Raw genomic sequence first — 13,956 nt, 5'->3', positions numbered from 1 at the left:
AGCCTGCCCATGAGCCAATCGCCTTCTTCCCGTCGTCCCGTATTGCGCGCCCTGGTAGCGGGCGCCGCGCTCTCCGCGCTGTCCTTCCCCGGTCTGTCACTGGCGGCCAAGAAGGCAACCAAGTCCCCAAAGCGCCGCGTCGCGGTGCATGAAGAAGAGATCGACCCGGACCGCTACCGTAACAACCCCCAAACGCAAGCCTTCGTCAACGAACTGGTCGGCCAGTACAACTTCGACCGCGCCTCGCTCGATGCCCTGTTTGCCGGCACCGCCTATTCCGCTACGGTGGCACGCCTGATCCTGCCGCCCGCCACGCCTGCACGCCGGAGCTGGACAGCGTACCGTGGCCGCTTCATCGAGCCCATCCGCATCAACGCGGGCGTGCAGTTCTGGCAGCAATATGGCGACACGCTGCGCCGCGCCGAAAGCGAGTTTGGCGTGCCGGCTGACGTGATCGTCGGCATCCTGGGCGTGGAAACCATCTACGGCCGCGACATGGGCAACTTCCGCGTGATGGATGCGCTGTCCACGCTGGCCTTCGATTACCCCGACACGCCCAATCGCCAAGACCGCAGCACGATGTTCCGCAACCAGCTCAAGGACTACCTGATCTGGTGCCGCGACACCGGCACGGATGCATTCTCGGTACTGGGGTCGTATGCGGGCGCGGTGGGTATTCCGCAGTTCATGCCGACGAGCATTCGCGAGTACGCCGTCGACTACGACCATGATGGCCACATCGACCTGCGCAACAGCGCGGTGGATGCCATCGGCAGCGTCGCGCACTTTCTGCAGATGCACGGTTGGGAGCCGAACCGCCCGGTCATGTGGAACATCGCCAGCGATACCGACAGCCAGGGCATTGCCGCCGCCGCAGCCGACGGGCAGCCGTATCCGCGCATGACGCTGTCCAAGCTCACACGCGCCGGCCTGGCGCTCGCGCCCGGCGTGGATGCCACGCGCGAGCAGGAAACTGAGGTGCTGGTGGTCGACCTGCCCACGCCCGGCCAGTCAACTGAGTACCGCGTTGGCCTGCGCAACTTCTACGTGCTCACGCGCTACAACCGCAGCTTCTTCTATGCCGCAGCGGTGTACGAACTGGGCCAGGCCGTTCGTCAAGCCATGCGCGGCTGATCATCAGCGTTCGCACAAAGAAAAAGCGCAGCTTCGGCCGCGCTTTTTTGTTAAGTGAACCGCCGGTACCAGCTATTTCCAGCGCGGCAGATACACCATGCGCGTGTCGCTCGACGCAGGGTCGAGGACCTTGTCGTCGATACGTATCACGGCCAGGTTCCGCCCCTGGCGCACCAGCCGCATCTGCTCGAACGGCGCCCGCCCAAGCTGTTCGATATTGTCGACGGCAAACCCAGCCAGCCGAGCCTCGGCGCGCTGCGGCGGAATATCGAACCATTGCCAGGCATCGCTGGTGCCCTTGCGGCGCAAACCCGCACGCGCCCACACCTCCGTGGCAGGCATGTCGATCTGGGCGTCGCCGTTGGGCAGGGTGACTTGGGTGACGGTCTTGCCTGAGCGCGCTTCGAACTGGACTTCCACGTCCGCCATCGGTCCTTTGCCGGGTAGCCCTACGATCGCCAGCCAAGTGCCGGCTTCCGCAGGCTTTGCGCGGACAAGCTCTTCGTCACGGAACAGGTAGAACGTCGGCTTACCGGGCGTGTAGGCCTGCAGCACGATGGTCTCACCGTCGAACTTCCAGATGCCCTCGGCATGCTTGTCTACGCTGGACACCCAGCGCCACTCGAATCCGCCATCGTCGTGGAGCCTCAACATCGAGCCCACGTCGCGACCCGCGTCGAGGTAATACTGGTCCGCCACGGCCCGCACCGCAGCGTCCGGTTCAGCATCAGCAGCCAGTGCAGGGCTGAGCCATCCGGCCAGCGCCAGCACGACGGGCACAGCCCAAGCCCGCATGCGTGTCATTCGCATCGTCATCGCTGCACGCTCCCGATCAGGCGGGGAACACGCCTGTCGACAGGTAGCGATCGCCCCGATCGCACACCACGAACACGATGGTCGCATTCTCGACTTCTTCGGCGATCCGCAGTGCCACGCACAATGCACCGGCCGCCGAGATACCGCAAAAGATGCCCTCTTCACGTGCCATGCGACGCGCCATGTGCTCGGCGTCGGACTGGCTCACGGGTTCGGTGCGGTCGATGTATTTCGGGTCATAGATCTTCGGCATGTAGGCTTCCGGCCATTTGCGGATGCCCGGAATGCGCGAGCCTTCGGCCGGCTGCGCGCCGATGATCTGGATGGCCGGGTTCTTCTCTTTCAGAAAACGTGAAACTCCGGTGATGGTGCCCGTCGTGCCCATCGCCGAGACGAAATGCGTGATGCGGCCTTCCGTGTCACGCCACAGCTCGGGGCCGGTGGTCTCGTAGTGCGCCAGCGGGTTATCCGGGTTGGCGAACTGGTCGAGAATGACGCCCTTGCCTTCCTTTTCCATCGCGTCGGCCAGATCACGCGCATATTCCATACCGCCTTTGACGGGGGTAAGGATGATCTCTGCGCCATAGGCAGCCATGCTCTGGCGGCGCTCCACCGAGAGATCCTCCGGCATGATCAGCACCATCTTGTAGCCACGAATGGCCGCCGCCATTGCCAGTGCGATGCCGGTGTTGCCCGAAGTCGCCTCGATAAGCGTGTCGCCCGGCTTGATGCGGCCGCGCGTCTCAGCATGCCTGATCATGGACAGCGCGGGGCGATCCTTGACCGAGCCAGCCGGGTTGTTGCCTTCTAGCTTGCCGAGGATAACGTTGCCGCGTCGCGCATTGCCTTCGCCTGGAATGCGTTGGAGCTGAACCAAAGGCGTGTTGCCGATGGTGTCTTCAATGGTGAGATAAGCCATGATGCGTGGGGAAAGGGAATCGGACCATTGTAATGCAGCCTGTCTGTGGTCCGAAGGCCATGCCCGGCACATGGCAAAACGCCCCGCATGGGCGGGGCGTCGCGGGAGAACCGATCAAGGCGCTTACTTCTTCTTGGCGTCCTTGCCGTCTTTCTTGGCTGCAGCCGGTGCGGGCGCGGGCGCGCCGAACGTCAGCCCTTCATTTTCGAGCTTGGCGAGCGTCTTGTCGCCGATGCCGGATACGCGAGACTTGAAGTCGGCGGCATCCTTGTACGGACCATTCTTGGTGCGCTCTTCAATGATGGCCTTGGAACGCTTCGGGCCAATGCCGGACAACGTCTCCAGCCCGGCATGATCCGCGGTGTTCACATCCACCGACGCCCACGCGGCCGACAGCATGGACAGCGACATCAACGCAACGGCCAACAATTTCTTCAGCATGTGCTCCTCCTGATTCTTGGGTTCAGAGATGAAAAAACCGCCACATCGTGTGGCGGTTTCAACGCATCTTAAGGACCATCACCAGGACGCTGTGGCGCGCAAACAAAAAGTCACGCGCTGTCTGATTACTGGTGATCACGCAGGCTGCTTCAGCAACCACTGGCAGTAGCGCTCCACGCCTTCCTGTACCGTCAGGAACGGCGCCGTGTAACCCGCTGCACGCAGACGCGACTGATCGGCCTGCGTGAAGCACTGATACTTGCCGCGCAACGCATCCGGGAACTTCACGTATTCAATCAAACCTTCCTGCGCCAGTTCCTCGGTGGAAAGCACCGGTTTGCCTTCTGCGCCGCGCAGCGTGTTCACCACCGTCGTGGCGATGTCGTTGAACGGCTGCGCACGGCCAGTGCCCAGATTGAAGATGCCCGACTTGTCAGGGTTGTCGAAGAAGAACAGGTTGACCTTCACCACGTCTTCCACCGACACGAAGTCGCGCATCTGGCCACCCTGCGGGTAGCCGTTGTACTCGCCAAACAGCTTGACGGTGCCTTCCGCGCGGAACTGGTTGAAGTTGTGAAACGCGACCGAGGCCATGCGACCCTTGTGCTGCTCGCGTGGGCCGTACACGTTGAAGTAACGGAAGCCGACAATCTGCGAGAGTGCCGTCGGCATAACGCGGCGCACGACCTGATCGAACAGCAGCTTGGAGTAGCCGTACACATTGAGCGGACGCTCGAACTCCGGCGCTTCGCGGAAGGTTTCCGACGCACCATACGTAGCCGCCGACGAGGCGTAGAGGAACTGCACGCCCTGATCCAGGCACGCACGCATCACCGCCAGCGTGTAGCGGTAGTTGTTGTCCATCATGTAGCGGCCATCGGTCTCCATGGTGTCGGAGCAGGCGCCCTCATGGAAGATCGCACGAACTTTGCCGAAATCGCCGCGCGCAAAGCGCTCGACAAATTCGGTCTTGTCTAGGTAATCGCTGATCTGGCAGTCGACGATGTTCTTGAACTTGTCGGCGCGCGTGAGATTGTCGACGGCGATGATGTCGGTCTCGCCGCGTGCGTTCAGGCCCTTGACGATATTGGCGCCGATAAAGCCGGCCGCGCCGGTGACGATGATGGTCATGATCGGTGGATCAGTTGATCAGTTGAAGAGTTCTGCGTAAGTCACAACGGCCGTGCCCAGCTTGCCGACCACGATGCTGCCCGCGCGGTTGGCGTACTGCACGGCTTCCTTGAGGCTGGCGCCAGCACCCAGCATCGTGGCCAGCGTGGCGATCACGGTGTCGCCCGCACCCGACACGTCGTACACCTCACGTGCCTGGGCCGACACGTGCAGCACTTCGTGCTCGGTGTACAGCGTCATGCCCTCTTCCGAGCGTGTCAGCAGCAGCGCTTCGAGCTGCAGCTCGCGGCGCAGGTTCTGTGCACGGATCGTCAAATCCTGCTCCGACTTCCACGAGCCGACCACCTGGCGCATCTCGGCGCGATTGGGCGTGATCATGGTCGCGCCTTTGTAGCGCGAATAATCGTCACCCTTCGGGTCGACCAGCACGCGGCGGCCAGCTTGACGCGACGCTTCGATCATCTTGCCCACATGCGTGAGGCCGCCTTTGCCGTAGTCGGACAAGACCACCACGTCATGCTGCGGCACCAGCGTGCCGAAACGATCGAGCACCGACATCAGCACTTCGTGCGTAGGCGGGTTCTCGAAATCGACACGGATCAACTGCTGCTGACGCGCCAGCACACGCAGCTTGATCGTCGTATTGACGGCCGGATCGCGATGCAGGTGGCCCGTAACCCGGCTCTCACCGAGCAGTGTTTCAATGCTGCGGCCGGGTTCATCGTCGCCAATCACGCCCAGCATGCCCACCTGCGCTCCGAGCGCAGCGGCATTGCGCGCCACGTTGGCTGCGCCACCCAAGCGCTCGTCCGAGCGCTTGATCTGCACGACGGGCACCGGTGCTTCGGGCGAAATCCGTTCAACGTCGCCAAACCAGTAGCGGTCGAGCATCATGTCGCCCACCACGAGAATGCGGGCGGCGTTGATCTGTTCTGAAGCGAGAGCAGTCATGGGTCTGGCGTCGGCAGCGGCCGAGGGTCGCGGCAACGTGATTACGATTGGGTGGAGCGCCCGATGGCCTGGTATTCAAAGCCCGCATCGCGCATGGCTTGCGGCTCGAACAGGTTACGGCCGTCGAACACCATTGGCGTCTTCAACAGTGCCTTCACAGCGTTGAAGTCCGGGCTGCGGAACGCCTTCCACTCGGTCACGATGACCAGCGCATCGGCGTCCTTGAGCGCGTCCATCTGACCAGCGCAGAATGTCACGCGTTCCAGCTGTTCGGCAGAAAGATCGAGCGCCAGTGCGTGACGCGCCTCTTCCATGGCGACCGGGTCATACACCTGCACACGTGCGCCGCGTGAGAGCAGCGAAGCGATCAGGATACGGCTCGGCGCTTCGCGCATGTCATCGGTATTCGGCTTGAAAGCCAAGCCCCAGATGGCAAACGTGCGCCCCGTCAGGTCTGCACCCATGCGGTCTTCAATCTTGCCGACCAGCACTTCCTTCTGCTTGTCGTTGACGGCCTCGACGGCCTCCAGCACGTGCAGCGTCTGACCGTACTCCTGCGCAGTGCGCACCAGCGCCTGCACATCCTTCGGGAAACACGAGCCCCCGTAGCCGGTACCGGCGTAGAGGAAGCTGTAACCGATGCGTGGGTCGGAGCCAATGCCCAGGCGCACGAGTTCGATATCAGCGCCCACCTTGTCGGCGAGGTTGGCCATCTCATTCATGAACGAGATACGCGTGGCCAGCATCGAGTTGGCGGCGTACTTGGTGAATTCCGCCGAGCGCACATCCATGTAGAAGGTGCGTTCGTGGTTGCGGTTGAACGGCGCGTAGAGCGTGCGCATCATCGCCTTGGCGCGCTGGCCATCGTTGTCGGCATAGGTGCCGAGCACGATGCGGTCCGGGCGCATGAAGTCGTCCACCGCGGCGCCCTCCTTCAGGAACTCGGGGTTCGACACCACCGAGAAGCCGACATCGGACTTGCCGCGCGTGGCCAATACTTCGGCAACGGCAGCGCGCACCTTGTCGCCGGTGCCAACAGGCACGGTCGACTTGTCGACGATCACCTTGAAGCCGTTCATGTGCTGGGCGATGTTGCGTGCAGCGGCCAGTACGTATTTCAGGTCCGCCGAGCCATCTTCATCCGGCGGCGTACCCACGGCGATGAACTGCACATCACCGTGCGCGACGCTGGCTGCCACGTCAGTCGAAAACTGGATGCGGCCGGCCGCGCGGTTGCGCTCGATCAGCTCCTTGAGCCCCGGTTCGTAGATGGGCACGCCGCCGGCGTTGAGCAGGTCGATCTTCTTCTGGTCGACGTCGAGGCAGAACACATCGTTGCCCAGCTCCGCCAGACACGCGCCGGTGACCAGACCGACATAACCGCTACCGATGATGGTGATTTTCATACGAACACTTCAAAGATTAGAAAAGCGCCGGCGCGATGGACAACCAACCGCGCCGGACTGAATTACATACTGGCCCCGCCGCTGCCGCCAAGCGTCTCGGTGCGGCGCGGTGAGTAGGTTTCCCAGCGGTTGCAGCCAGGGCACTGCCAATAGAACAGGCGCGCGCGGAAACCGCATTCCTGGCACGTATAGCGCGCCAGGTTGCGTGTGCGACTTTGCAAGAGATCTCGAATGGCACCCAGATCCTGTGCACGCTGGATGTCTGCGTTGCTGCCATCCTCGACCGGATCGGCCAGCGCACTCTCTGCCACATCTGCCGTGGCGGGCGCCTCATGACCAACCGCCTCGGAAGCGCGCGTCGCCTCGGCCTCCACCAGCCGCGTGAGCGCCATCAGCGACGGTTGACGGCGGATCTGATCACGCATCAGTGCCACGGCATCGTCGATACCGTGTACGTCCAATTCATACTTGTAGACCGTATCGAGCAGTTCCGGGCCCAGGCGCGCGTCCATCTTGGAGCGCAGCCACGCCAGCCCTTCTGCGGCACGGCCAAGTTGGGTATACGCCTTCATCAGCCGCTCGGCCACCAGCGGCAGGAATGCTGGATTCTGCTGTTCGATACTGCGCCAGCGCTTGATTGCGCCTTCGGTATCGCCCTGCCCTTGCGCCACATCGCCCAGTTGGATGGTGGCGCGCACATTCTTCGGGTTCTCCTGCAGCGCGCGTTCGAGCCACTCAATGGCGATCGGAACATCCTTGCGCTGCAGAGACTCCTGCGCCAACTCACAGCAGAACTGCGCGATCTGGACGGCGTAATCCTTACCCTGAAGGGTCTGCAGTTCGCGCGCTGCATCGATGGCCTTGCGCCATTCTTTTTCGACCTCGTACAGCTCTAGCAGTACGCGCTTGGCAGGCTCGGCAAACGTGCCTTCCATCAGCATCCGCAGGGACTCTTCCGCGCGGTCCAGCAGGCCAGCGCGCAGGAAATCCTGGCCGAGTTCATACAACGCGTGATCGCGCTCGTTGGCCGGTAGATCAGGGCGGTTGACGAGGTTCTGGTGCACACGGATGGCACGCTCGGTCTCGCCGCGGCGGCGGAACAGGCTGCCGAGCGCAAAGTGCAATTCGGTGGTTTCCGGGTCAAGGCGGGCAACCTCGATGAAGGCATCGATAGCCTTGTCCGGCTGCTCATTGAGCAGGAAATTCAGCCCCTTGAAATAAGAGCGCGGCAGCGACGACTGTTCGGTGCGCAACTGGCGGGCGTCGAGTCGCGCAGCGACCCAGCCCAAGCCAAACACCAGCGGGATGGCCAACAGCCACCAGAGATCGAAGTCCATGCGTCAGACCTTGGGGCCGGGAACGTGATAAGGGGAATCAGCAACGACGGGCGCAGTGGGCTCGGCCACCTCTTCCGCCTTCTTCATGCGCCCAATCTGGCGCCGCAGGCGGCTGGCGGTAAAGCGATGGCGCACCACACGCGGCGTCATCGCCAGCATGGTGAGCAGGATCCCAGCCACGAAGAATGCCAGCGCGATCAGAATCAACGGCGCATGCCAAGCCACGCCAAACGGCAACACCAGCGAGACTTCCGCCGTGTTGTGCAATGCCAGCGCAAAGAGCAGCACGAACAACAGGATGCGGATGACCCAGACGAGAAATTTCATGCAGACTCAGTAACAAACAGCGCGGAAACAAACGGCGGCGCAATCCAGTGAGACTGGGCAGCACTCGATTGCCGGATTGAGCCGCATTGTAGCGGATTCATATGATGGCCAGCCACGCCAAGGGCTGCGCGAAAAGCCATCGCCACAATAGAAAACGCCCCGGTAAAACCGGGGCGCTTCTGAAACGACCTTCTACAACCTAGGCTTAGCGTGACATGGCCAGCGGCACCACCGTATCCGCCGAAAAACCGGCCGTCTGGCGATTGCACTCAGCCTGCCGCGCTGCCTTGACAGCCATCAGCGACACAGCTGGCTCACCCTCCGAAGAAGGTTCACCTTGTTGCGCCAAGCTGCGGTCGACTCGCTCACGCAACTCCTTACCCGCCTTGAAGTGGGGCACCCGCTTTTCGGGCACCAGCACCTTCTCGCCAGACTTGGGGTTGCGACCGACGCGCGGCGGACGGCGATTCAGGCCGAAACTGCCGAATCCACGGATCTCGATGCGGTGGCCGTCCGCCAAGGCGTCGGACATCGCATCCAGAATCGTCTTGACCGCGATGTCCGCGTCCCGCAGCAACAGCTGCGGAAAGCGGGCGGCAAGCTTTTCCACGAGTTCGGACTTGGTCATGGGCATCGTGCGCGCGTCCTCGCCGTCTTGATAGGGTCGACCCGGTAGATGCTTACTGGTTGGTTTCGTTCAGCTTCGCCTTCAGCAGCGCGCCGAGGTTCGTCGTACCGGCGGTGCCAGTATCTGCCGAGAACTTCTGCATCGCTTCTTGTTGGTCGGCGCTGTCCTTGGCCTTGATCGAAACGTTGATGTTGCGCGACTTGCGATCGATGTTGACGATCATCGCGGTCATCGTTTCGCCTTCCTTCAGCACGTTGCGGGCATCTTCCACGCGGTCGCTCGAGATTTCCGAGGCACGCAGGTAGCCTTCCACGTCGTCAGCCAGCTGCACCACGGCACCCTTCGGATCAACGGTCTTGATCGTGACATTCACGATCGAACCCTTGTCGTTGGTCGACACGAAGTTGTTGAACGGATCGCCCGACAGCTGCTTGATACCCAGCGAGATGCGTTCCTTGTCGATGTCGATGGCCAGCACGACGGCTTCCACTTCGTCGCCCTTCTTGTACTTGCGAACAGCTTCTTCGCCAGTCTCTTGCCACGACAGGTCCGACAGGTGCACCAGGCCGTCGATGCCGCCCGGCAGACCGATGAACACGCCGAAGTCGGTGATCGACTTGATCTGACCCGACAGCTTGTCGCCCTTCTTGTGGTTACGGCCGAAGTCGTCCCACGGGTTGGCCTTGCACTGCTTCATGCCCAGGCTGATACGACGCTTGTCTTCGTCGATATCCAGGACCATGACTTCCACTTCGTCGCCCAGCTGGACAACCTTGGACGGAGCCACGTTCTTGTTGGTCCAGTCCATTTCGGACACGTGCACCAGGCCTTCGATGCCGGCTTCGATCTCAACGAACGCGCCGTAGTCGGTCAGGTTGGTCACCTTGCCGAACAGGCGGGTGCCTTGCGGGTAACGGCGCGAGATGCCGACCCACGGATCTTCGCCCAGTTGCTTCACGCCCAGCGAGACGCGGTTCTTCTCTTGGTCGAACTTGAGGATCTTGGCGGTGATTTCCTGGCCAACCGACAGCACTTCGCTCGGGTGACGCACGCGACGCCATGCCAGGTCGGTGATGTGCAGCAGACCGTCGATGCCACCCAGATCCACGAACGCGCCGTAGTCGGTGATGTTCTTGACGATACCGTTGACGATCGCGCCTTCCTTGAGCGTTTCCATCAGCTTCTGACGCTCTTCGCCCAGCGTGGCTTCAACCACGGCACGGCGCGACAGCACAACGTTGTTGCGCTTGCGGTCCAGCTTGATGACCTTGAATTCGAGGGTCTTGCCTTCGTACGGCGTGGTGTCCTTGATCGGACGTACGTCGACGAGCGAACCCGGGAGGAATGCACGAATACCGTTGACCATGACGGTCAGGCCGCCCTTCACCTTGCCGGTCACGGTACCGGAGATGATCTCGCCGGATTCCAGTGCCTTCTCAAGGTTCAGCCACGAAGCCAGGCGCTTGGCCTTGTCGCGCGACAGGATGGTGTCGCCGTAGCCGTTTTCCAGTGCGTCGATCGCGACCGAAACGTAGTCGCCGACTTGCACTTCCAGCTCGCCCTGGTCGTTCAGGAATTCTTCGACCGGAACAAATGCTTCGGACTTCAGGCCCGCGTTCACAACGACGAAGTTGTGGTCAATACGCACAACTTCCGCAGAGATCACTTCGCCAGCCTTCATATTGGACTTGGCGATCGACTCTTCGAACAGGGCGGCAAAAGATTCGTTAGTTTGGGACATAAAAAATAGGCATCCGCAGAACATGCCTCGCATAGCTTTCGCTCAATGGGCGAAGACACGCGCATGCGGGGTTACGAGTTGAACAACCGCCAGCGGCAACATGCCACCGGCACCGATCGGACCAGATCAACCGATTCAGTTCGCCTTGTTGGCGCTCTGCACCTGCCGGTACCAGTCCAGTACCTGCGCGACCACCTCATCGACCGTCATATCGGACGAATCCAGTTGCCGCGCATCCTGCGCCGGACACAGCGGCGCGACACTGCGGGTGCGATCCCGCAAATCACGCGCCTCCAAGTCCTGCGAAAGACTTTCCACTGTAGCAGAAAAACCCTTTGCAATCAATTGTTTATAGCGTCGCTCGGCGCGTGCCTGCACGCTTGCCGTGAGGAACACCTTGAGCACCGCTTCGGGAAAAACCACGGTGCCCATGTCGCGACCATCGGCCACGAGGCCGGGTGCCTCCAGGAAAGCGCGCTGACGTGCATGCAACGCCTCACGCACGGCCCCATGCACGGCAATGGCCGAGGCCTGGTTGCCGACCGACTCATGACGTAACGCCAAGCTCACATCTTCACCGTTGAGCCAGATGTGATCGGCTTTGAAGCGCACATCCAGGGTGCTGGCGATGCGCACGAGGTTCTCCACATCGTGATCGTCGACGTTCTCGCGCATGCTGGAGAGCGCCACCAAGCGGTACAGGGAGCCGCTATCCAATAGGTGAAAGCCAAGCAAGTCAGCGACCTGATGGGCGACGGTGCCCTTGCCGGACGCAGTGGGGCCGTCGATGGTGATGACCGGATACGGCGTGGAAGCAGCGGCGTCGGACATGATAAGTAGCTGGTGGTTAATTGCGTTTCAAGCGGTAATGCCGCCGAACGCCGAGAAATATTCCGGGAACGTCTTGGCGACGCAACGCGGGTCGTTGATGCGCACCGGCACCGGGCCAAACGCGGCCAGAGAGAAGGCCATCGCCATTCGGTGGTCGTCGTAGGTATCGATGCCGCCAGCGGGCGAAGTCCATTGCGACGGGGGCGTCACACGGATGTAGTCGGCGCCCTCTTCCACTTCGGCGCCGAGCTTACGCAGTTCGGTGGCCATGGCAGACAGGCGGTCGGTTTCCTTGACGCGCCAGCTTGCGATGTTGGTGAGCGTGGTAGTGCCGTCGGCAAACAGCGCGGCCACCGCCAGCGTCATCGCCGCGTCTGGGATGTGGTTGCAGTCCAACTCGACCGCATGCAGCTTGCCGTCGTCGCGCTCGACGCCGCGTACTTCGATCCAGTTGTCGCCCGCCATCACGTTGGCGCCCATGCGGTTGAGCGCGTCAGCAAAGCGGACGTCGCCCTGGATGCTGGACATGCCAACCCCCTCCACGCGCACCGGCCCACCACCAAGCGCGCCGGCGGCCAGGAAGTACGACGCCGACGAGGCATCGCCTTCGACGAAAATCTCGCCTGGCGCCATATACGCGACGCCAGTCGGCACGGTGAACGATGCCCAACCGTCACGCACAACCTGCACGCCAAAGCGCGCCATCAGGTTCAACGTGATCTCGATGTAGGGCTTGGAGATCAGCTCGCCAACCACTTCAATGGTGACGTTGCCAGCCGACTCGACCAGCGGCAGCGACATCAGCAGCGCAGTCAGGAACTGGCTGGACACATCGCCGCGCACGCGGATGGGCGCGTCAATCTTGACCGGCGCGGCATGAATCGCCAGCGGCGGATAGCCTTCGTTGCCGGTGTAGTCGATGTGCGCGCCGACCTGGCGCAGGCCGTCGACCAGATCGCCGATCGGCCGCTCGTGCATGCGCGGCACGCCGTGCAGTGTGTACTCACCGCCTTGCAGCGCCAGCGCGGCCGTCAGCGGGCGGATGGCAGTACCGGCGTTGCCCATGAACAGATCTGCGGACTTGTTCGGGAAACGGCCACCGGTGCCGGTGACGCGATAGGCGTTGTCGCCCAGACCTTCAACCGAGACACCCAGCTTGCCGAGTGCGTCCAGCATGACGCGCGTGTCATCGGAGTCGAGCAACGCGCGTACAACGGTTTCGCCCTGCGCAAGTGCGGCCAGCAGCAGCACGCGGTTGGAGATGCTCTTCGAGCCTGGCAGCTTGATGGTGCCGCGCGCCGTCTTCAGCGGACCGACGTCGAGATGTTCCATGAATCCAGTCAGTTCAAAACAAAACGTTATTCGGGTTGCGTGGTTGGCGCCACGCGCTGCGGCCAAGCCAGACGGGCCTCGCTCGCGCGGCGGAACACGCGTTCAAGCGAGGCGCCATCGCGCTCGGCAATCATCGTCCTCAGACGGCCGATTACGGCTTCGTAGGTGTTCAACTCGCGCAGCAGCGCTTCGCGGTTCGACAAGCAGATGTCGCGCCACATCTCGGGCGACGACGCGGCGATGCGCGTGAAATCGCGGAAACCGCCACCGGCAAAGTCGAGCTTGAGCGCGCCGTCTTCGGCATTGATGATCTGTGCAACCAGCGCATACGACAGCACGTGCGGCAGGTGGCTGACAGCCGCGAACACAGCATCGTGCTGCACGGCAGACATGATGTGGCAGTGCGCTCCCGCCACCTCCCACATCGCCTTCACGCGAGCGACATCAACGCGACGGTTTTCCTGCAGCGGACACAGCACGGTCTTTTTGCCGACGTAGAGATCGGCCAGTGCGGCCTCCACGCCATTCAATTCACGGCCAGCGATCGGGTGCGCGGGCACGAACTGGCTGACCTGATCACCCAGCGCCGTCTTGGCTGCCATGATGACGTCAGACTTGGTGCTGCCAGCATCCGTGACGATGGTGTCCGGGCCCAGGTGCGGCTGCATGGCGAGCAGCAACGGTAACGTCTGCGCGACGGGTGCACACAGCACCACCATGTCGGCGCCGCGCACGGCTTCTTCCATCGGCAGCGCTTCATCGATCACGCCCAGGCGAATCGCCGCTTCAAGCGACGCGGCCGAACGCCCGACGCCAATGATCTGCCCGACCACACCCGCGCGACGCAACGCCAGCGCCAACGAACCACCAATCAGGCCGACGCCGACAATCACCAACCGTGAACTGGAAAAAGAAGAGGCCACAACACCGCCCTGCCAGAAAAAAAGCAAAGCGGCATTGTA

At 62.3% G+C, this 13,956-nt stretch carries 14 protein-coding genes; 1 reads left to right on the top strand and 13 read right to left on the bottom strand.

Annotation, left to right across the window (positions count from 1 at the left end; all coding sequences use genetic code 11):
• The first annotated feature begins 9 nt into the window (after positions 1 to 9).
• Entirely contained in the window at positions 10 to 1,134 is a 1,125-nt protein-coding gene (gene mltB / locus R2N11_RS06610) for a lytic murein transglycosylase B (RefSeq protein ID WP_199028527.1), read from the top strand.
• Between the two features lie 72 nt (positions 1,135 to 1,206).
• Here mltB and R2N11_RS06605 read toward each other — a convergent pair whose 3' ends face one another.
• The 13 genes from R2N11_RS06605 to R2N11_RS06545 form a co-directional block, all read right to left on the bottom strand.
• Positions 1,207 to 1,950 carry a hypothetical protein gene (locus R2N11_RS06605; RefSeq protein ID WP_316680553.1) on the bottom strand — a complete coding sequence of 248 codons (744 nt, stop codon included), beginning with the start codon at positions 1,948 to 1,950 and terminating at the stop codon, positions 1,207 to 1,209.
• Between the two features lie 16 nt (positions 1,951 to 1,966).
• Entirely contained in the window at positions 1,967 to 2,869 is a 903-nt protein-coding gene (cysM, locus tag R2N11_RS06600; protein ID WP_199028531.1) for a cysteine synthase CysM, read from the bottom strand.
• A 123-nt stretch (positions 2,870 to 2,992) separates the two neighbouring features.
• Entirely contained in the window at positions 2,993 to 3,310 is a 318-nt protein-coding gene (locus R2N11_RS06595) for a ComEA family DNA-binding protein (RefSeq protein WP_199028533.1), read from the bottom strand.
• A gap of 135 nt (positions 3,311 to 3,445) precedes the next feature.
• Positions 3,446 to 4,441, bottom strand: coding sequence for an ADP-glyceromanno-heptose 6-epimerase (gene rfaD / locus R2N11_RS06590; protein ID WP_199028534.1), 996 nt, complete (start codon positions 4,439 to 4,441; stop codon positions 3,446 to 3,448).
• Between the two features lie 18 nt (positions 4,442 to 4,459).
• Positions 4,460 to 5,392: a D-glycero-beta-D-manno-heptose-7-phosphate kinase gene (gene rfaE1 / locus R2N11_RS06585; RefSeq protein ID WP_199028536.1), complete on the bottom strand. Its 933-nt coding sequence runs from the start codon at positions 5,390 to 5,392 to the stop codon at positions 4,460 to 4,462.
• A gap of 41 nt (positions 5,393 to 5,433) precedes the next feature.
• On the bottom strand, positions 5,434 to 6,798 hold the full coding sequence (locus R2N11_RS06580; RefSeq protein WP_199028538.1) for a UDP-glucose dehydrogenase family protein: 1,365 nt from the start codon (positions 6,796 to 6,798) through the stop codon (positions 5,434 to 5,436).
• Positions 6,799 to 6,860: 62 nt separating this feature from the next.
• Positions 6,861 to 8,135 (bottom strand): lipopolysaccharide assembly protein LapB, encoded by a 1,275-nt coding sequence (gene lapB, locus R2N11_RS06575; protein WP_316680552.1) that lies wholly within the window; start codon positions 8,133 to 8,135, stop codon positions 6,861 to 6,863.
• 3 nt (positions 8,136 to 8,138) lie between these two features.
• Complete coding sequence (locus R2N11_RS06570; RefSeq protein WP_316680551.1) at positions 8,139 to 8,462, bottom strand: LapA family protein; 324 nt, start codon at positions 8,460 to 8,462, stop codon at positions 8,139 to 8,141.
• A gap of 205 nt (positions 8,463 to 8,667) precedes the next feature.
• Complete coding sequence (locus tag R2N11_RS06565; RefSeq protein WP_199028544.1) at positions 8,668 to 9,096, bottom strand: integration host factor subunit beta; 429 nt, start codon at positions 9,094 to 9,096, stop codon at positions 8,668 to 8,670.
• A gap of 46 nt (positions 9,097 to 9,142) precedes the next feature.
• Positions 9,143 to 10,831, bottom strand: coding sequence for a 30S ribosomal protein S1 (rpsA, locus tag R2N11_RS06560; RefSeq protein WP_199028546.1), 1,689 nt, complete (start codon positions 10,829 to 10,831; stop codon positions 9,143 to 9,145).
• A 135-nt stretch (positions 10,832 to 10,966) separates the two neighbouring features.
• Positions 10,967 to 11,662 (bottom strand): (d)CMP kinase, encoded by a 696-nt coding sequence (gene cmk, locus R2N11_RS06555; RefSeq protein ID WP_316680550.1) that lies wholly within the window; start codon positions 11,660 to 11,662, stop codon positions 10,967 to 10,969.
• Between the two features lie 27 nt (positions 11,663 to 11,689).
• The gene (gene aroA, locus R2N11_RS06550; protein WP_316680549.1) at positions 11,690 to 12,994 is read right to left on the bottom strand and encodes a 3-phosphoshikimate 1-carboxyvinyltransferase; all 1,305 of its coding nucleotides are present in this window, start codon (positions 12,992 to 12,994) and stop codon (positions 11,690 to 11,692) included.
• A gap of 26 nt (positions 12,995 to 13,020) precedes the next feature.
• Positions 13,021 to 13,917: a prephenate dehydrogenase gene (locus R2N11_RS06545; protein ID WP_316680548.1), complete on the bottom strand. Its 897-nt coding sequence runs from the start codon at positions 13,915 to 13,917 to the stop codon at positions 13,021 to 13,023.
• Positions 13,918 to 13,956: the final 39 nt, after the last annotated feature.

Source organism: Ralstonia flaminis, assembly GCF_958415495.1.
GTDB lineage: Bacteria > Pseudomonadota > Gammaproteobacteria > Burkholderiales > Burkholderiaceae > Ralstonia > Ralstonia flaminis.
Note: the sequence above shows the minus strand (reverse complement) of the source record. Positions and strands in the feature narration are given on the sequence as shown.